The organism is Minwuia sp. (genome assembly GCF_048007105.1).
Taxonomy (GTDB): domain Bacteria; phylum Pseudomonadota; class Alphaproteobacteria; order Minwuiales; family Minwuiaceae; genus Minwuia.
Genome location: NZ_CP180352.1, coordinates 2434226 through 2452442, shown reverse-complemented (window position 1 = coordinate 2452442; position 18217 = coordinate 2434226). Strand labels below are relative to the sequence as shown.

Sequence of the window (18217 nt, the reverse complement as noted above, 5' to 3'; positions counted from 1 at the left end):
GATGCACACAAGCCGTTTGGAAGCCGCCGGTTGACTGAGCCCTCCCCCCAGTACCGACCGGCCGACGCGACGCGTCTGGCCGAAAGCCCCATGGTCGGGATCGCCTTCATGCTGATGGCAGTGACGGTGATGTTTCCGACGATGAATGCGGCGGTCAAATACCTGGCTGCAGAGGGCTATCCCTACGGCCAGATCGTCTGGGCCCGCTATTTCGGGCATCTGGTGTTCATGGTGATCGCGTTCATGCCCATGCATGGCTGGGCGCTGTTCCGGACCGAACGGCCGGGTGTGCAGGGGATCCGCTCGCTGCTGCTGTTCGGCTGCACGGCGCTCTACTTCTTCGCCATCCAGCATATCGACCTGACGGTCGCGGCCTCGATCAGCTTCACCAGCCCTATCCTCGTGACCGCGCTTTCGGTTCCGTTTCTGGGCGAGAAGGTCGGGGTCCGCCGGTCGATCGCCGTCGTCATCGGCTTCATCGGCGCCATGATCATCATCCGCCCCGGCGGCACGGCCTTCCACTGGGCCATGCTGCTCGTGGTCCTGAACACCGTCTGCTACGCCTTCTACCAGTTGCTGACGCGCAAGATCGCCTCTGCGGACAACCCGGAGACGACCATCACCATGACCGCCGTCGTCGGCGCGGTGATCTCCTCCTTCTTCCTGATCAACGGAATGGAGATGCCGCATTCGGTGCTGCACTGGGTGATGTTCGTCGGCCTCGGCGCGCTGGGCGGCTTCGGGCACTACATGGTCGTGAAGGCGTTCCAGTACACCGAAGCGTCGGTCGTGGCGCCGTTCTCGTATGGGCAACTCGTGGGCGCGACATTCTTCGGCTACGTGATGTTCGGCACCTTCCCCGATGAGTGGGTCTGGGTCGGCGCCGCCATCGTCGTGGCGAGCGGCGTATACATCGCGTCGCGGGAACAGAAACTGCGGAGCGGCTGACCGCCCGGACTTCAGGCGGCCGAGTTCGCAGCCACGCCGCCGGCCGCCGCATCTTTCGGCAGGACCAGTCGTTCGCCCGGCAGTATCAGGGTCACGGTCGTGCCCACGCCCGGCTCGCTCTCGATCTCGAAGCGCCCGTCATGCAGTTCGACCAGTGACTTGGTCAGCGGCACGCCGAGTCCGGTGCCGACATGCGAACGCGACAGCTCGGAACCGGCCTGCCCGAAAGGCTCGAGGACCTTCGGAATGTCTTCCTCGGCGATGCCGATGCCGCGGTCGGTCACCGAAATGCGCAGATCGCCCTCCGAAGGGACGGCCCGAACGTCGATCCGCTCCCTGGGCTCGGAGAACTTCACGGCGTTGCCGATCAGGTTGACCAGCGCGCGGCGCATCAGGATCTCGTCGCAGAACACATCGGCCTCGTCCAGGGCGGGATCGACATGAACGGCAACTTCGTGATGCGTGGTCGATGTGTTGACCATGCGGACGCTGCGTTCGATCAGATCGGCGACGGCAATGTGGGACTCGTTGAGCTCCGTCCGGCCGGCGTCGATCTTCGACAGGTCGAGGATATCGTTGACGATACCGAGCAGGTGGCTGCCACCGTCGTTGATGTAGCTCGCATACTCCGCCAGCCGCTCGCCTTTCTCCAGAGTGCCGGCCTGAAGCTGAATCAGGTCGCTGAACCCGATGATGGAATTGAGCGGGGTGCGGAGTTCATGGCTCATCGTCGCCAGGAACTCGGACTTGGCCCGGTTCGCGGCCTCGGCCCGGCGGCGGGATTCCCGAAGCTCGGTCTCCAGTTCGCGGCGACGGCGGATCTCGCTGCGCAGCTCGTCATTGATGGATTCCAGCTCCTGGGTCCGTTCCTCCACCTGCCGGCGGATCGAGCGGTTGCGGTCCTTCAGTTCGCGGACGGCGCGGCTGCGCTCGACCTGGGAGCGGATGCGGGCGACCGTGACCGGCACATCGACCGGCTTTGTGAGATAGTCGTTCGCGCCGTTCTCAAGACACGTCCGGACGGTCTCGGGCGTCACATCCGCGGTCACCATGAGAACCGGCAGTTCGGCGTGTTCGGGATGCGAACGGATCAGACGCAGCGTTTCCGTCCCGTTCATGCCCGGCATCATGATGTCGAGCAATACCGCATCGACCGGCCCGTTGGCGATCATGCGAAGCGCTTCGGGGCCGCTTCTGGCCTCCAGCACGGAAAGCCCCCGGACGTTCAGCCCCTTGACCAGCGCCCGGCGGCTCATCTCCAGATCGTCGACGACCAGTACTGTGATGTCGTCAAGGTTCACGTGCCGACTCCGCGCGGGCTAGGGACAGGTTCATGGCGCAATCTGTCAGAGCCGCGTCAAGAAAGGGTAAAGGCCGCCTATCGGCATCTGCGCTGGGCTGTTTCCTTTCGGGCAGCCACGCACTATAAGTCCGGCGGCGGATGCCGGGTGGCGACATACCCGGCCTGGCCGCCCGCCTGCGTGGTCGAGGACAGGAGAGTGACATGGCTGCGACCGACTGGAGCCCGAAGAGCTGGCGCGACAAGCCGATTCGGCAGGTGCCGGAGTATCGCGACGCCGACGCGCTGAAGACCGTCGAGAAGCAGCTCTCGAGCTTTCCGCCGCTGGTTTTCGCCGGCGAGGCCCGGAGCCTGCGCAAGTCGCTGGCCGAGGTTGCTGCCGGCCGCGCTTTCCTGCTCCAGGGCGGCGACTGCGCCGAGAGCTTCGCCGAGTTCCATCCCGACAACATCCGCGACACATTCAAGGTGCTGCTGCAGATGGCCGTGGTCCTGACCTTCGGTGCGCAGTTGCCGGTGGTGAAGGTCGGGCGCATGGCCGGTCAGTTCGCCAAGCCGCGTTCGTCCGGCACCGAGAAGGTGGACGGCGTCGAGCTGCCCAGCTACCGCGGCGACATCATCAACGGGATCGACTTCACGCCGGAAGCGCGCGAACCCGATCCGCAGCGCATGCTGCAGGCCTACAGCCAGGCCGCCAGCACGGTGAACCTGCTGCGCGCCTTCGCCCAGGGCGGTTTCGCCGATCTGCACCGCGTGCACCAGTGGAACCAGAGCTTCGTTGCCGACAGCCCGGCCGGCGAGCGCTATCAGGAGACGGCCGACCGGATCGCCGACTCGCTGGCGTTCATGGCGGCCTGCGGCGTCAACGGCCAGAACACGCCGTCGATCGCCAAGGTCGACTTCTACACCAGCCACGAGTCGCTGCTGCTCTGGTACGAGGAAGCCATGACCCGCATGGATTCCACCAGCGGCGACTGGATCGACACCTCGGCGCACATGCTCTGGATCGGCGACCGGACCCGGGACCTGGACGAGGCGCATGTCGAGTTCCTGCGCGGTGTCGTGAACCCGATCGGCATCAAGTGCGGCCCCTCGCTGGAATCCGACGACCTGCTGCGGCTGCTGGAGCGGCTGGACCCGAAGAACGACCCGGGCCGTATCACGCTGATCAGCCGCTTCGGCGCCGGCAAGGCGGGCGAGCACCTGCCGAAGCTGGTGCGCGCCGTCCAGAAGGCCGGCCGCAATGTCGTCTGGTCCTGCGATCCGATGCACGGCAACGTCATCAAGTCGGAGAGCGGCTACAAGACGCGCCCGTTCGACCGCATCCTCCGGGAGGTTCAGGAGGTCTTCCAGGTCCACCAGGCCGAGGGCACCTTCATGGGCGGCGTCCATTTCGAGATGACCGGCAAGGACGTCACCGAATGCATCGGCGGCGCCCACGGCCTGAGCGACAAGGATCTTTCGGATCGCTATCACACGCATTGCGATCCCCGTCTGAACGGCAGCCAGGCGCTGGAACTGGCGTTCCAGATCGCGGAGATGCTGAAGGAAGGCCGCAGAGATGTCAGTTTCCGGGAAGCATCCTGACCTGAAGGTCGTCGGTTCCCCGTCACAACGGGCAACCGAACTCGAACAGGCGATCGCCAGCCGGACGGACCACTATTTCCGCCGGACGAAGGCCATCGTGCAGCGCTTCGGCGACGTGAAGGTCCGCTATGCCGTCTTCATGCGCCGGCCGGTGATCTTCTCGCCCCGCATCGCGCTGGAATGGATCGAGCAGGTGGCCGAGGAACGCGGTGTGGCGTTCGACATCGAGCTCTGCCATCAGGAAGGCGAATGGGTCGGCGCCGGCGATCCGTTGCTCTACCTGTCGGGCGGCCTGCAACACCTCGTCGATCTGGAGACCCTCTACCTGCAGAAGCTGGGTGCGGCCTGCGTCGCCGCCCACAACGCGTTCGTCATGTGCTGCGACATGCCGAAGACGGCATTCCTGGCCATGGACGCGCGGCACTGCACCGGCGCCGACATGGCCGAGATGATGGCCTACGCGGCTTCCGTCGGATCCGAGGCCGCCCGTCGTGACAAGGACGCCGTCGGCTTCATCGGCAACGCCACGGACGCCACGGCTCACTTCTTCGGACGCGATAGCGGTCTCGGGACGATGCCGCATGCGCTGATCGGCTATGCCGGATCGACGCTGCGGGCGGCGGAGATGTTCCGGGAAGTCTTTCCCGACGATCCGCTGACGGTTCTGGTCGACTATTTCGGCCGCGAGATCACGGACGCCCTGACCGTCTGCCGCCGCTTCCCGGACATCGCCAGCCGCGGCGACCTGGCGATCCGCCTGGACACCCACGGCGGCCGGTATGTCGAGGGGCTGGACCCGTCGAAGTCCTACGCGGTGCTGGAACGGCACGTGCCGAAGGCGACCCGCCAGTACCGGTCGGAGTCCGAACTCCGCTACCTGATCGGCACCGGTGTCTCAGCCGCTGCCATCTTCCACCTGCGGGAGCGGCTGGACGCGGAAGGCTTCCAGCATGTGAAGATCGTGGCCTCATCAGGGTTCGGACCCGAGAAATGCCGTGTGATGGGCTCGATCAATGCGCCCATCGACGTGGTGGGCACCGGTTCGTACCTGCCGGACAGCTGGTCGGAGACCTACGCGACGGCGGATGTCATCGAGTATGACGGCGCGCCTCGGGTGAAGGTCGGCCGCGAGTTCCTGCTGCGGCATGTCTGACGCGGTCCGGATCCGCGACGCCACCGACGACAGCGACATTGCCACGGCCCGGAGGCTCTTCCTCGCCTATGCGGGCAGCCTTGACGTCGATCTCTGCTTCCAGGGCTTCGATGACGAGATGGCCCGGTTCCCCGGCGAGTACCAGCCGCCCGGCGGCGCCTTGCTGTTGGCCGAGGTCAGCGGTACTGCCGCCGGCGTGGTCGCCCTGCGGCCGGCCCCGGACGGGTACGCCGAAATGAAGCGGTTGTACCTGGGCGATGCCGCGCGGGGCATGGGTCTGGGCGCGCGGATGGCCGAAGCGGTCGTGGCGCGGGCCCGCGATCTGGGCTATCGCGGCGTCGTGCTGGACACCCTGCCGTCGATGGAGAGCGCGCAGCGCATCTATCGCCGCATGGGCTTCGAGACCTATGTGCCGCCGGCGGATGGCGGCCATCCCGACCTGATCTACTTCCGCCTCACCTTCTGAGAACTCGCCGCCGCGCCTTCCGATGGACGGCGGTGTCCCGCGCTGATCTCCAAAAGAGAACGGGGCCACCGCTTTCGCGGCAGCCCCGTCCCTGTTGACTTGCGTCAGTCGACGCGCGTCGCCGGTTACTCGCTCGTGATGGTCACGACCACACGGCGGTTCAGCGGCTCGCGGACGCCGTCGCCGGTCTGGACCGCCGGAGCGATCTCGCCGACACCGGCTTCGTCGATCAGAGCAGGCGACAGGCCTTCACCGACCAGCGCCTCGGCAACCGACCGGGCACGACGCTCGGACAGGCCGACGTTGTAGTCGGACGGACCCGAGGTATCGGCATGGCCGACGACGTCGACATTGTCACCGTCACGCTGGGCGTAGGCCGCAGCGATCGCCGTGATGGTGTCGAGGGCAGCCGGGCTCAGAGCCGCGCTGTCGAAGGCGAAGTACAGGGTGAACTCCTGGGCCGGCAGGGCCTCCGGCGGCTGCGGGGCAGCAACCTTCGGCGCCTCGATGGCGTTCAGGGCAGCATTGGCGGCATCGCGGCAGCGCCAGATGTGCAGCAGCTGATAGCCTTCTTCCGACTCCTGCAGCCAGCAGTCATAGGCCGCCTGGGCAGTGGCCAGCTCACGCGGGTGCGTGTCGGCGGCGCCACCGGCATAGGCAGCGTTGATGCGGCCATAGGTGTTGTCGGCATAGGCCTGATCGGCAGCCTGCAGCGCGCGGCTGGACGGCGCGTCCGGCTTCACCGAATGACCGGCAGCAGCCTCGGCGGCCTTGGCGCTGAAGTGCGCCTCGTCCGCGGCATCCTTTTCGATGGCTTCTTCAGCGGCCATGGCGCCGTATTCGCGCGCCAGGTTCTCAGCCAGCGTCGGGTTCTCCGTCGCCATCGCGGCGCCCTTCTCATGGGCCGCAGACATGGCGGATCCTGCAAACAGCATCGACGCTGCGATTACCGCAGCCGGCGTTGCAAACTTTGCCATCGTGTTCATTGTGGTTGCACCTCTTGTTTTTTGCATTCATTAGCGATGCAGGGTCTTGCTGCACGTAACGACCACCGGAAGGTGGGCCTGATCGCTGATGATTCAAGATATCGTCGCTGTATGTCCCCGCCATGACAGCGTAGTGGCCGTTTGGTGACTTGCGCCCATTTTCGGCCACAATTCAGGAAATGCAAGGGTTTCCTCGAGGTGCATCTGCCCCGGGGATCAGGCGGCGTCGGCCTTCATGCGACGTTTTCGCTCATACATGCGGCGGTCGGCTTCCGCGAGCGTCGACGATGCATCCTCACCCGGCCGGAAGGGGAAAATGCCGTAGGCGACGGAGATCGGCACCGTCTCGCCGTTGACCACGACCGGTTCGGACTGGATCGCCTCGACCAGTTCCTCCGCCTTCATCATGGCGGCTTTCTCGTCGGCCTGGGCCAGCACGACGGCGAACTCGTCGCCGCCCAGCCGCCCGACCACGTCGGAATCACGTGTGTTCGCGACCAGCTTGTCGGCAACGGTCAGCAATGCGTCGTCACCCGCCTTGTGGCCATGGGTGTCGTTGATCTGCTTCATGCCGTTGACGTCGAAGAAGATCAGGCTGGCCGGCACGCCATACCGTTCGGAATAGGAGATCATCCGCGAGAGATCGCGCACGAAGGCGCGGCGGTTGGAGACAGGGGTCAGCGGATCCTGGTCCGCCACCTTCTCGGCTTCCTCGGTGCGGCGCTGGGCATCGTGCAACTGGCTGCGCAGCGACTCGACCTCGGCCATCAGGCTCATGATCGCGTCGCGCACCTTCGGGGTCAGTTCATGTGCGGGAATGCCCGCAACTTCGGCGGTGTCGTTGATTTCGCGGGCAGCGGACCCGCTGCTGCTGTCGGACACAGCGGCGGCCGTCCGGCCGCGGGCCGGTGCCGCGGGACGTGAAGACTGGATATTGCTGTAGCCGCCGATCTTCATTCTGCACTCCCGATGGGGAACCCCGCACTGCGCCGCCCGGCGACCATCATGGCCGCAGTCAGTTAACAAACTTCTACCGCGCCGAACCGGGCGCTTGCCTCGGCAGTCGCGGCCCGTATACTCCGCCGCTTTCCGAAATCTGGGGATAACGGACGCAAGCATGAACGGCGCGCAATCGGCACCGAAAGTCGGAGTGATCATGGGCAGCCAGTCCGACTGGGAGACCATGGCCCACGCCGTGGAGATCCTGGAGAGCCTGGATGTGCCGCATGAGGTAAAGATCGTCTCCGCCCACCGCACGCCCGCACGCATGGCGGATTACGCTGCAAGCGCCCGCGCCCGGGGACTGATGGCGATCATCGCCGGCGCCGGCGGCGCGGCGCATCTGCCGGGCATGGTGGCCGCACAGACCCAGGTGCCGGTGCTCGGCGTCCCGGTCGAGAGCAAGGCCCTGTCCGGCATGGACAGCCTGCTCTCCATCGTCCAGATGCCTGGCGGCGTGCCCGTCGGCACGCTGGCGATCGGCAAGGCCGGCGCCAAGAATGCCGGCCTGATGGCCGCCGCCATCGTCGCACTGCAGGACGAGGCGCTGGCCGAACGGCTGGCGGCATGGCGGGCGAAGCAGACCGATTCGGTCGCCGAGGAACCGGACCGCGGATGATGCCCCTGCCGCCCGGATCGGTGATCGGCGTCCTCGGGGGCGGGCAGCTGGGCCGCATGATGGCGCTGGCTGCCGCGCGGCTAGGATATCGCGTTCACGTCTACACCCCCGACGCGGACAGCCCCACCGAACAGGTCTGCGCCTCGGCCACAGTCGCCGGATGGGAGGACGAGGCGGCGCTGGACGCGTTCGCGGACGCGGTCGACGCCGTGACGCTGGAATTCGAGAATGTGCCCGTTTCGGCGGTCGAACGGCTGGAGGCCCGCGTGCCGGTCCGGCCGGGATCGCATGTGCTGGCCGTGGCCCAGGACCGGTTGGCCGAGAAGACCACGGCGCGGAATCTCGGCGTTCCCGTCGCCCCCTTCGAGGCGGTGACCAGCGACACCGATCTCGAAGATGCGGTGGAGTTGATCGGCGCACCGTCCGTGCTGAAGACCCGCCGGGAGGGTTACGACGGCAAGGGACAGCGGATCATCCGCACCGCCGCCGACGCCGCCCCCGCCTTCGCGGATCTCGGCCGGCCGGCGGCCATTCTGGAAAGCTTCGTCGATTTCACCGCCGAGATCTCGGTCGTCGCAGCGCGCGGCCTGGACGGCGACGTGAAGTCCTACACCGCGGTCGAGAACCGTCACGAGCATCACATCCTGGCCCTCACCATCGCTCCGGCGGCCGTCGCCTCGTCGGCGGTGAAGCAGGCCGAGGAGGCCGCGCGCACGCTGATCGAGGCGCTGGACGTCGTCGGTCTTCTGGCGGTCGAGTTCTTCGTCACGCCCGAAGGCGGGGTCCTTTTCAACGAGATGGCGCCGCGGCCCCACAATTCGGGCCACTGGACCATCGAGGCCTGCCGCGTCAGCCAGTTCGAACAGCAGGTGCGGGCCACCGCGGGCCTGCCGCTGGGCGCGACCGGCTTCCACCACCGCGCCGTGATGCGGAACCTGATCGGCGACGATGCCGACCGCTGGTCGGACCTCGTGGCCGGCGGCGACAGCCTGTACCTCTACGGCAAGGCCGAGGCCCGGCCCGGACGCAAGATGGGTCATGTCACCCGCCTCTACGCCCCCGACCGGCCCAACTGGCCACCGCAGGACGCGGAACTGCCCTGAGCGCCTGAGCGGTTGACCGCCCTCCCTGCCCGTCGGACATTCGGCCCAGGGGAGAGCGCGCCATGAAAGCCATTGTCTGCAGCAAGATCGGATCCATCGACGACCTGACGGTCGGCGACCTGCCGAAGCCGTCACCGGGACCCGGAGAGGTTCTGGTGCAGGTCAAGGCGGCGGCGCTCAACTTCCCGGACGTGCTGATGCCGGAGGGCAAGTACCAGTATGCCGGCGAGCCGCCCTTCGCGCCCGGCATGGAGGCCGCCGGCATCGTCGCGGAACTCGGCCCTGGCGTCAGCGGGGTTTCGGTCGGTGACCGGGTCGCGGTGCATCCGTGGGTTGGCTGCTTCGCCGAGTATGTCGTCTCGCCCGTCGACTGGCTGTTCCGCCTGCCCGACGAGATGGACTGGAAGACCGCCGCCGCCTTCTGCCTGACCTACGGCACCATCCGGCACGCCCTGGTGGACCGCGGCGAACTCAAGGCCGGCGAGAGCCTGCTGGTGCTCGGCGCCTCCGGCGGCACAGGCCTCGCCGCGATCGAGGGCGGCAAGGCGCTCGGCGCGACGGTGATCGCCGCAGCCAGCAGCGCGGAGAAACTCGCCGTCTGCAAGGGGCGCGGCGCCGATATCCTGATCAACTACGCGGAAGGCCCCGAACTGCGCCACCAGGTGAAGGAGGCCACCGGCGGCCAGGGCGCGGACGTGATCTTCGACAGCGTCGGCGGAGATTTCAGCCAGCAGGCGATCCGCTCCATCAACTGGGGCGGACGGATGCTGGTGATCGGCTTCGCCGCGGGGTCCATCGCGCAACTGCCAGCCAACCACATACTGATCAAGCAGATCGAACTGGTCGGCGTCGCCTATCAGGGCTTCTCCCGCCGGATGCCCGACAAGAGCCGCGCCAACATGGCCGAGATGTTCGACTGGTGGCAGCAGGGAAAGCTGCACCCCCATATCGGCGGCATCTACAGCCTGGACACCGGCATCGACGCGCTGAAGGCCATGCGCGACCGCAAGGCCGAGGGCAAGCTGATCATCGAGATCGGCTGATACCCCGCGGGAAAGGAAACCCGATGCATCTCTACGAACACCCGCTGTCGTCCTACGTCCAGAAGGTGAAGATCGCACTGCGCGAGAAGGGCATCGCATTCACGAAGGAACTGCCGGAAGGTCTCGGCTCGGGCCGGTCCGGCGGCGCCTTCGCAGAATCCAGCGTGCGTCTGGAGGTCCCGTCGCTGATCGACGGCGAGGCGCAGATCTTCGATTCCACGATCATCCTCGAATATCTCGAGGACAAGTTTCCCGAGCCGGCGCTGCTGCCGGCCGATCCGTTCGCACGCGCCGAAGCGCGCATGATCGAGGACGTCTGCGACACGCTCTACGAGGCCGTGAACTGGGGCATCGGCGAGATCCGCTGGTTCCGACGGGCGACGGGCGCCGATGCCGACGCGATGCTGGCCGAGGCTGCGCGCCAGACCCGAGACCTCCAGGACTGGCTGACCGCGAAGCTGGGGGACGACCCATGGTTCGGCGGCAATGAGTTTGGCTGGGCGGACGTTTCGGTCGCGGCCTACGTGAACCGCTCCTTCCACTACGGGCTCGGCACGCCCGACGGCGCGCCGCTGACGCTCTGGCGGGAGCGGTTGATCCAGCGCCCCTCGGTGCAGGCCACCTTCGCCGAGTTCGAAGCCGCCGCGGGCGGCATGAGCGCTGGCCGCCGAGCGGCTGGCATCGGGCGAGATCAAGCGGGAATACCGCGATCACCGGCTGGAATGGATGATGAAATCCGGCGGGGTGAAGATCGTTCTCGAGGGGATGGAGAAGGGGACGATCCGCTTCACGTGGCCGTAGGCGCCGGTGGCGCCACCCGCCGCAACCGCCGCACCCAGAGCGTGGCCGCCAGACCGGCCACCGACAGCGCCAGCATGATGGCGAGCAGCATCGCCGGCGGATCGGTCCGGACCAGCACGACCGCCGTGAAGGTTGTCAGCACAGCGCCGCCTGCGACCGTCAGCGCGCCGTTGAAGCCCGCCGCAGTGCCTGCCAGATCGGGCCGGACCGACAGGATGCCGGCATGGGCGCTGGGCATGGTCAGACCGTTGCCCAGGCCGAGCATGATGGTCGATGCGAAGTAGCTCCAGAGCTCGACGTGTCCGCCGAGCACGGCCGCCAGCCCGACCGAGAGGCCGATGCAGGCGACGATTCGCCCGAGCAGCATCATGGTCGTGACCTCGAACCGGCGGGTCAGGCGTCCCGACAGGAAACTGCCGAACATGAAGCCCGCGGTAATGGACCCGATGATCATGCCGAGCGTGGCCGAGGTGATGCCGAAGGTCTCGGTGGCGACCAGCGGCGCGCCGGCGATGAAGGTGTAGAACGCGCCGGTCGAGGACATGGTGCACAGCGCGAAGCCCCAGAAGCGCGGCTCGGCCAGCAGTTCCAGATAGCCGCCCTTCCGCTGGCCCGGACCCTTGTGCTGACGGGTCTCGCCGAGATCGGCCCAGGCGAGCAGCAGCATCGCCACGCCGGCGGCGGCGTAGAACCAGAAGTTCGCGCGCCAGCCCAGCAATGTGTCCAGCGCACCGCCCAGCACCGGACCCAGCATCGGCGCAACGGCCATCGCCATGGTGATGTAGCTGATCAGCCCCGCCGCCTTCTGCTCCGCGGTGGTGTCGCGCACGATGGCCATCGACATGGCGAAGCAGGAGATCACCACCGCCTGCAGCACCCGGAACGCCAGAAAGACCTCGATGCTGCCGGCCATGGCGCAGCCGGCCGATGCGGCGATGAAGATGGCCAGCGCGCCCAGCACCACCGGACGCCGGCCGATGCGGTCCGACAGCGGCCCGGCGAACAGCTGCACCACCGCCGTCACCGCCAGATAGCCGCCGATGGAGAGGCTGGCCGTGGCGTAGTCGGTCTCGAGGGCCTCGGCCATATGGGCCAGGGCCGGCAGGAACATGTTCAGCGTCAGGATTGCCAGCGCGGTGAGCAGGATCAGTGTCGGCAGGCGGGGCGGCGAAGAGGCGGGGCGCATGGGACTGTCTCGGAAATCGGTGCAGAAAGAAAACGCCCCCGGCGGAGAACCGGAGGCGCATGGGGTGCCGTCATGGCTGCCGGTGCTACCGGCCCACGCGCCTTACCAATACGTCTACCGCCCTATACGGATGCATGGAACTGGCTCCCCTGCGTTGCGGGAGAAAGCTAGGCCTGCCCGGCGAAGCGGTCAACGCCGCGCCGCGCATGGCGGTCACTCCGCCAGATCGGGGAAGGCCACGGCGAGGCGGCAGCGGATCTCCCGGCCCCGCACCCGCTCCGGGCTGACCGCCCGCTCGACCCAGACCGCCAGTTCCGGCAACCCGTCCAGAAAATCCTCGAAGCGGCTGTCCGGCAGGGCGAAGTTGAACAGGCCCACCGTCCCGTCCGAGAGCTTGTGATCGGCGATCCGGCCCTGCTGGCGTGCGATGGCGTCGCGGATGCGCGACATGGCGTCAGGCGGCTCCAGCCGGGTCATACAGTCGATGCTGTGGATCATGGGGTCCGAAGGGCCTGCTTCACGTTGGTTCCCGGCCCCGGATCGTCACCCCCGCCTTGTGCGGGGGTCCGGAGCGGCTGCGCCGCCAGTCTGACGAGTGACCGGATGCCGGATCAAGTCCGGCATGACGCCATTGCTCGGCCAATGCCCCCGCTTACACGTCACCCCGGCCCCCGAGCCGGGGTCCGGTGCAGCGGTCAATCGCAGACCTTGGCAGTCGCCATCAACTCACCAGCCGGACCCCCGCATGAAGCGGGGGTGCCAGACTGAGCAGACGGGACCCAATGGCGCTCAGACGCGCGGCGCGGAGTAGAGCGGGTTCCAGCCGAACTGGTCCTCGGTCACCGGCGTGCCGGTCTCGATCCAGTGCCTGATGCCCTTCACCACGCCGTCGAGATAGTGCTGCAGGTCGGCGCCGAATTCCTTGTCCAGGATCGCCTGCTTCCTTGCCTCGGGCATGTCGCCGGGCAGCAGCGGGAAGACGCGTATGTCGACCCGCGTCCGGTCGTCGCCTTCGGGAATGAATCGCCAGAGCACCCGCGCCGTCCGGCCCGCGCCCTCGCCGAGCTCGATGTCGTAGCCCTCGCCCTCGATCCAGCGCGCGAAGTTCCGCACGTAGCGGCGGCCGGAATAATAGGTGATCGAATCCCGCGCCCCCTCGCCCGGCCAGCGCTCGACCTCGGTGGCAGAGCAGAACGGATGGCACTTCTTCAGATAGCCTTCCTCGGTCAGACGGTCCCAGACCGCGGATGCAGACGCGGCCACCGTCGTTACCGCGTCCACAGACGGGCCAATGGCGAGGCCGGCTTCCCTTGTTTCGGCAGTCCAGGCGTCTTCCATTGTCACTTCTTCCGGCTCTTGACGCTCGGGCGCGCGCCCGGCCGCCCGGACTTGGTGCTGGCCGCGGCTGTAGCGGCCCTTGCCCTGGGCCTTGGAGTTTGCGGCCTTCGTCGCGCCGGGGGCGTAGGACGCCATGGCCTCGGCGAGACCCTTGGGGCGGGCCATGGGGTCGGCGGCGATTTCCAGTTCGGCGTTTTCGAGATGCTTGATCTGGTCGCGCAGCCGGGCCGCCTCCTCGAATTCCAGATCGGCGGCCGCATCGCGCATCCGCTTCTCCAGATCGGCGATGACGGCTTTCAGGTCCTTGCCGGTCAGCAGCGCCGGCGCGTCGTCGCCGACATCGACCGTCAGCGAGTCCTTGGCGTAGACCGACTGCATGACGTCGGCGATGTTCTTCTTCACCGACTGCGGCGTGATGCCGTGCGCCTCGTTGTAGGCGATCTGCTTGTTGCGGCGGCGTTCGGTCTCGTCCAGCGCGCGGGTCAGGCTGTCGGTCATCCTGTCGGCATAGAGCACGACGCGGCCGTCCACGTTTCGCGCCGCGCGGCCAATGGTCTGCACCAGTGAGGTCTCGGAGCGGAGGAAGCCCTCCTTGTCCGCGTCCAGGATCGCGACCAGCCCGCATTCGGGAATGTCCAGCCCCTCGCGCAGCAGGTTGATGCCGACCAGCACGTCGAAGACGCCGAGGCGAAGGTCGCGGATGATCTCGATCCGCTCCAGCGTGTCGATGTCGGAGTGCAGATAGCGGACCTTGACCCCGTTCTCGTGCAGATACTCGGTCAGGTCCTCGGCCATCTTCTTGGTCAGCGTGGTGACCAGCACGCGCTGGCCCTTCGAGGTGACCTCCCGGCATTCGGCCATCAGGTCGTCCACCTGATCAGCGACGGGCCGGACGATGGTGACCGGATCGACCAGGCCGGTCGGGCGGATCACCTGCTCGACGATGACGCCCTGGGTCCGCTCCAGTTCCCACCCGCCGGGCGTGGCCGAGACATAGACCGTCTGCGGGCGCATGGCGTTCCACTCGTCGAACTTCAGCGGCCGGTTGTCGACGCAGGAGGGCAGCCGGAAGCCGAACTCCGACAGCGTCCACTTGCGCCGGAAGTCGCCGCGGAACATGCCGCCTATCTGGGGCACGGTGACGTGGCTCTCGTCGACGAACAGCAGCGCGTTCTCGGGCAGGTATTCGAACAGGGTCGGCGGCGGTGCGCCGGGTGGGCGGCCGGTCAGATAGCGGGAATAGTTCTCGATGCCGGGGCAGGAGCCGGTGGCCTGCATCATCTCCAGGTCGAACAGGGTCCGCTGCTCCAGCCGCTGCGCCTCCAGCAGCTTGCCTTCCCCGTGCAATTGCTCCAGCCGCACGCGGAGCTCCTCCTGGATGTGCTTGGCGGCCTGCTGCAGCGTCGGCTTCGGCGTCACATAGTGGCTGTTGGCGTAGAGCTTGATCTCGGTCAGATCCTGCGACTTCGAGCCGGTCAGCGGATCGAACTCGACGATCCCCTCCAGCTCGTCGCCGAACAGCGAGAAGCGCCAGGCGCGGTCTTCCAGATGGCTCGGATGCACCTCGACGGTGTCGCCGCGGACGCGGAAGGCGCCGCGCTGGAAGGCGTTGTCGTTGCGCCGGTACTGCAGCTCCACCAGCCGCTGGATCAGGGCGCGCTGGTCGATGCGCTGCCCCGCCTTCACGGTCATGGTCATGTCGGAATAGGTCTCGACCGAGCCGATACCGTAGATGCAGGAGACCGAGGCCACGACGATGACGTCGTCGCGCTCCAGCAGCGCCCGGGTGGCGGCGTGGCGCATCCGGTCGATCTGCTCGTTGATGGAGGCGTCCTTCTCGATATAGGTGTCCGTGCGCGGGACGTAGGCCTCCGGCTGGTAGTAGTCGTAGTAGCTGACGAAGTACTCGACCGCGTTGTCGGGGAAGAAGCTCTTCATCTCGCCATAGAGCTGCGCCGCGAGCGTCTTGTTCGGCGCCAGGATCAGCGCGGGCCGCTGCAGTTCCTGGATGACATGGGCAACGGTGAAGGTCTTGCCCGAGCCGGTGACGCCGAGCAGCACCTGATCCCGGTCGCCGTTGCGCCCGCCCTCGATCAGTTCCGCGATGGCTTGCGGCTGGTCGCCCGCCGGCGCGAAGTCCGACGAGATGACGAGTTCGTGGCCGCCCTCGGATTTCTCCGGCCGGTCAGGCCGTTCGGGCAGCCAGATGGGGGCTTCGGCCTCTTTAAGCGCTTGCTGGAAGGAACTGTCGATCTGTCCGAGGGAGGTCGCCATGCCGGCAATATGGGCCAGCCCGCCGCGCGGGGGAAGGCCCGGGAACAAAAAAGGACCGGGCGGACCGCAACGTCCGGCGTCCCGGGCCTGACCCGGGACCCATTCCTGAGTGCTTCCGCCGCCGCTGATCTGCCAGCACCGCTCTGGCATGGGCCCTGGATCAAGTCCAGGGCGCGCCGGTAATCAATCGGAACGGCTGAGCTCTTCCGCCGCCCGGCCCGCGAGATAAAGGGAACCGGTGACGAGGATGCGCGTCTCCTCCCACGCGCCCGGCATCTGCTCCAGCGCCTCGGCCGGTGAACCGGCGACCAGCGCATTAAGGCCGAGGTCGTGAGCTGCGGCGGCGATGACTTCAGGCGCCATGGGACGCCCGACCGAATAGACCGGCTGCCCCGGCAGCGGCACGCCGATCACCAGCGGTTCGAAGCTGCGGAAGGCGGAAAGAAATTCGCCCACCGGCCGGTTGTCCAGCATGCCGACAATCATCACGAGCGGCTTCGGCGGCAAGGCCGCGATTGCAGCCGACATCGCGCGCGCGGCGTGGGGATTGTGTCCGCCATCGATCCAGATCTCGACATCGTCGCGGTCGAGGCGCTGCATCCGGGCAGGCCAGCGCGCCTCCACCAGCCCCGCCAGCGCATCCGGCAGCAATTCCGGTGCGAAGCGCCGCATCGCGGCGACGGCGAGCGCGGCGTTGCGTTGCTGGTGCGGACCTGCGAGGCCCAGCGGCGGCAGGTCATGATCCGCTTCTGGCGGAAGCAGGTCGAGCTCGATGCCGAGTTCGGCGGCCCGGCGTTCGATCACCTCGACGGCATCCGGATGCTCCGGATTGGCGACGCAGGGCGCGCCGAGCTTCAGAATGCCGGCCTTCTCGCCCGCGATCTTCGCGATCGTGTCGCCCAGGAACGCCTGGTGATCCAGTGCGATGGGGGTGATCACGGTCAGCGCCGGATCGGGCACGACATTGGTGACGTCCAGCCGCCCGCCCATCGCCGTCTCCATCAGCAGCACGTCGGCATCGTCCTCGGCAAAGGCCAGGAAGGCAGCGGCGGCCAGCGCCTCGAACGAGGTCGGGCCGATGCCGTCGCTCGCCTCGTCGACCCGCGTCAGCAGCCCGGCGAGCCGGTCGTCGGCGATCTCGCCGTCCGCCAGCTCGATCTCCTCGGTGACGCGCAGCAAATAGGGCGACGTGAAGCACTGCACCCGCTTGCCGGCGTGGCGCAGCATGGCGCGCAGGAAGGCCAGCGTGGAGCCCTTGCCGTTGGTGCCGGCGATGTGGATGACCCGCGGCAGACGGAGATGCGGGCGTCCCAGCCGCTCCAGCAGCGTCGGCAGACGTTCCAGATCAAGTTCGATGCGGCTCGCCGAGCGGTCGGCGATACGGGCAAGGATCGCCTCGCTCTGCAGCGCCGTCACTTCTTCTGGTCGCCCCCTTCGGCAGCCGCCGCGGCTTCCTTCTCTTCCGCCGCCGGCTCTTCCGCGGGCGCCTCGGCCTCCGGCGCGGCCTCCGGCTCCGGCATCGGCGGGATGGATTCCGGCTTCGGCAGCGGCTTCGGCGGTTCCACCACCTTCACGCGGAACAGCGAGATGATGCGCGCCACCGTCTCCGGCAGCTCGTGACGGTGGACCACCATGTCGACCATGCCGTGATCCAGCAGGTATTCCGCCCGCTGGAAACCGTCGGGCAGCTGCTCGCGGATGGTCTGTTCGATCACGCGCGGACCGGCGAATCCGATCAGGGCGCCCGGTTCGGCGATGGTGACATCCCCGATCATGGCGAAGGAGGCCGTGGTGCCGCCCGTCGTCGGATCGGTCAGGATGCAGATGTAGGGCAACTTCCTGTCCTTCAGCCGCTGCAGCGCCACGGTGGTCCGCGGCATCTGCATCAGCGAGAGAATGCCTTCCTGCATGCGCATCCCGCCCGAAGCGGCGCAGAGCACCAGCGCGGCGTCCTTCTCCACCGCCTTGTCGGCGGCAGCAATGATCGCTTCGCCCTCGCCGGCCGAGACCGACCCGCCCATGAAGAAGAAGTTCTGCGAGGCGACGACGGCCTTCTGGCCACCGATCTCCCCATAGCCGACTTCCACGGCGTATTCCGAACCGGACTTCTGCTTCGCTTCCTTCAGCTGATCCGTGTAGCGCTTCTGGTCACGGAACTTCAGCGGGTCCAGCGGCGGCTGCGGCGTGTTGATCCGGCTGTACTTGCCGCCATCGAACAGGTGCTGCAGACGCGCCTTCGCGGTCAGCCGCATGTGATGATCGCAATGCGGGCAGACCCTGTGGCTCTGTTCCAGATCGCGGTGGAACACCATCTGGCCGCAGGACCGGCACTTTTCCCAGAGATTGTCGGGCGAGTCCTTCTTGCGGCCGAACCCGATCTTCGGTAGCACCGTGTTGGTGAGCCAGCTCATGCGCTC

At 67.3% G+C, this 18217-nt stretch carries 15 protein-coding genes and 1 pseudogene; 8 read left to right on the top strand and 8 right to left on the bottom strand.

Annotated elements, in window-relative coordinates; translation table 11 throughout:
• Positions 1–30: 30 nt before the first annotated feature.
• On the top strand, positions 31–948 hold the full coding sequence (locus tag ACMVY4_RS11835) for a DMT family transporter (protein ID WP_416896230.1): 918 nt from the start codon (positions 31–33) through the stop codon (positions 946–948).
• Between the two features lie 11 nt (positions 949–959).
• On the opposite strand, the gene ACMVY4_RS11830 is transcribed toward ACMVY4_RS11835, so the two are convergent.
• Positions 960–2249, bottom strand: coding sequence for a response regulator (locus ACMVY4_RS11830; protein WP_416896229.1), 1290 nt, complete (start codon positions 2247–2249; stop codon positions 960–962).
• Between the two features lie 203 nt (positions 2250–2452).
• On the opposite strand from ACMVY4_RS11830, the gene ACMVY4_RS11825 reads away from it, so the two are divergent.
• Genes ACMVY4_RS11825 through ACMVY4_RS11815 form a run of 3 tightly spaced genes read left to right on the top strand, consistent with a single transcriptional unit; the run spans position 2453 to position 5451 of the window.
• Complete coding sequence (locus tag ACMVY4_RS11825) at positions 2453–3832, top strand: class II 3-deoxy-7-phosphoheptulonate synthase (protein ID WP_416896228.1); 1380 nt, start codon at positions 2453–2455, stop codon at positions 3830–3832.
• Positions 3807–4985, top strand: coding sequence for a nicotinate phosphoribosyltransferase (locus ACMVY4_RS11820; RefSeq protein WP_416896227.1), 1179 nt, complete (start codon positions 3807–3809; stop codon positions 4983–4985). Before ACMVY4_RS11825 ends, ACMVY4_RS11820 begins: the two co-directional genes overlap by 26 nt.
• The gene (locus ACMVY4_RS11815; RefSeq protein WP_416896226.1) at positions 4978–5451 is read left to right on the top strand and encodes a GNAT family N-acetyltransferase; all 474 of its coding nucleotides are present in this window, start codon (positions 4978–4980) and stop codon (positions 5449–5451) included. Before ACMVY4_RS11820 ends, ACMVY4_RS11815 begins: the two co-directional genes overlap by 8 nt.
• A gap of 125 nt (positions 5452–5576) precedes the next feature.
• Here the strand turns inward: ACMVY4_RS11815 and ACMVY4_RS11810 are convergent, their stop codons facing one another.
• Positions 5577–6365, bottom strand: a complete 789-nt coding sequence (locus ACMVY4_RS11810) for an OmpA family protein (protein WP_416896225.1) — start codon at positions 6363–6365, stop codon at positions 5577–5579.
• A gap of 288 nt (positions 6366–6653) precedes the next feature.
• Positions 6654–7394 (bottom strand): GGDEF domain-containing protein, encoded by a 741-nt coding sequence (locus ACMVY4_RS11805; RefSeq protein WP_416896224.1) that lies wholly within the window; start codon positions 7392–7394, stop codon positions 6654–6656.
• A gap of 160 nt (positions 7395–7554) precedes the next feature.
• Here ACMVY4_RS11805 and purE point away from each other — a divergent pair, with 160 nt between their 5' ends.
• From purE to ACMVY4_RS11785, 4 genes and pseudogenes are all read left to right on the top strand, one after another.
• Positions 7555–8055, top strand: coding sequence for a 5-(carboxyamino)imidazole ribonucleotide mutase (purE, locus tag ACMVY4_RS11800; RefSeq protein ID WP_416896223.1), 501 nt, complete (start codon positions 7555–7557; stop codon positions 8053–8055).
• Complete coding sequence (locus tag ACMVY4_RS11795) at positions 8052–9158, top strand: 5-(carboxyamino)imidazole ribonucleotide synthase (protein ID WP_416896222.1); 1107 nt, start codon at positions 8052–8054, stop codon at positions 9156–9158. Before purE ends, ACMVY4_RS11795 begins: the two co-directional genes overlap by 4 nt.
• 62 nt (positions 9159–9220) lie before the next feature.
• Positions 9221–10201 (top strand): NADPH:quinone oxidoreductase family protein, encoded by a 981-nt coding sequence (locus ACMVY4_RS11790; protein WP_416896221.1) that lies wholly within the window; start codon positions 9221–9223, stop codon positions 10199–10201.
• A 23-nt stretch (positions 10202–10224) separates the two neighbouring features.
• Positions 10225–10749 (top strand): annotated as a pseudogene (locus tag ACMVY4_RS11785) (glutathione S-transferase family protein); the annotation flags it as partial.
• 239 nt (positions 10750–10988) lie between these two features.
• Here ACMVY4_RS11785 and ACMVY4_RS11780 read toward each other — a convergent pair.
• The 5 genes from ACMVY4_RS11780 to accD all read right to left on the bottom strand — a co-directional run bounded on the left by ACMVY4_RS11780 (position 10989) and on the right by accD (position 18211).
• On the bottom strand, positions 10989–12188 hold the full coding sequence (locus tag ACMVY4_RS11780) for a multidrug effflux MFS transporter (protein ID WP_416896220.1): 1200 nt from the start codon (positions 12186–12188) through the stop codon (positions 10989–10991).
• A gap of 213 nt (positions 12189–12401) precedes the next feature.
• Positions 12402–12686 carry a hypothetical protein gene (locus ACMVY4_RS11775; protein ID WP_416896219.1) on the bottom strand — a complete coding sequence of 95 codons (285 nt, stop codon included), beginning with the start codon at positions 12684–12686 and terminating at the stop codon, positions 12402–12404.
• A gap of 291 nt (positions 12687–12977) precedes the next feature.
• A complete protein-coding gene (gene uvrB / locus ACMVY4_RS11770) occupies positions 12978–15800 on the bottom strand; it encodes an excinuclease ABC subunit UvrB (RefSeq protein WP_416896218.1) in 2823 nt (940 codons plus the stop codon).
• Between the two features lie 183 nt (positions 15801–15983).
• The gene (locus ACMVY4_RS11765; RefSeq protein WP_416896217.1) at positions 15984–17216 is read right to left on the bottom strand and encodes a bifunctional folylpolyglutamate synthase/dihydrofolate synthase; all 1233 of its coding nucleotides are present in this window, start codon (positions 17214–17216) and stop codon (positions 15984–15986) included.
• A complete protein-coding gene (gene accD / locus ACMVY4_RS11760) occupies positions 17213–18211 on the bottom strand; it encodes an acetyl-CoA carboxylase, carboxyltransferase subunit beta (protein WP_416896216.1) in 999 nt (332 codons plus the stop codon). Before accD ends, ACMVY4_RS11765 begins: the two co-directional genes overlap by 4 nt.
• Positions 18212–18217: the final 6 nt, after the last annotated feature.

Coding starts and splice junctions, on each gene's coding strand:
- ACMVY4_RS11810 (WP_416896225.1), bottom strand. CDS start 6,365: ATGTCTGCGGCCCATGAGAAGGGCGCCGCGATGGCGACGGAGAACCCG.
- ACMVY4_RS11820 (WP_416896227.1), top strand. CDS start 3,807: ATGTCAGTTTCCGGGAAGCATCCTGACCTGAAGGTCGTCGGTTCCCCG.
- accD (WP_416896216.1), bottom strand. CDS start 18,211: ATGAGCTGGCTCACCAACACGGTGCTACCGAAGATCGGGTTCGGCCGC.
- ACMVY4_RS11825 (WP_416896228.1), top strand. CDS start 2,453: ATGGCTGCGACCGACTGGAGCCCGAAGAGCTGGCGCGACAAGCCGATT.
- ACMVY4_RS11805 (WP_416896224.1), bottom strand. CDS start 7,394: ATGAAGATCGGCGGCTACAGCAATATCCAGTCTTCACGTCCCGCGGCA.
- ACMVY4_RS11815 (WP_416896226.1), top strand. CDS start 4,978: ATGTCTGACGCGGTCCGGATCCGCGACGCCACCGACGACAGCGACATT.
- ACMVY4_RS11780 (WP_416896220.1), bottom strand. CDS start 12,188: ATGCGCCCCGCCTCTTCGCCGCCCCGCCTGCCGACACTGATCCTGCTC.
- purE (WP_416896223.1), top strand. CDS start 7,555: ATGAACGGCGCGCAATCGGCACCGAAAGTCGGAGTGATCATGGGCAGC.
- ACMVY4_RS11790 (WP_416896221.1), top strand. CDS start 9,221: ATGAAAGCCATTGTCTGCAGCAAGATCGGATCCATCGACGACCTGACG.
- uvrB (WP_416896218.1), bottom strand. CDS start 15,800: ATGGCGACCTCCCTCGGACAGATCGACAGTTCCTTCCAGCAAGCGCTT.
- ACMVY4_RS11775 (WP_416896219.1), bottom strand. CDS start 12,686: ATGATCCACAGCATCGACTGTATGACCCGGCTGGAGCCGCCTGACGCC.
- ACMVY4_RS11795 (WP_416896222.1), top strand. CDS start 8,052: ATGATGCCCCTGCCGCCCGGATCGGTGATCGGCGTCCTCGGGGGCGGG.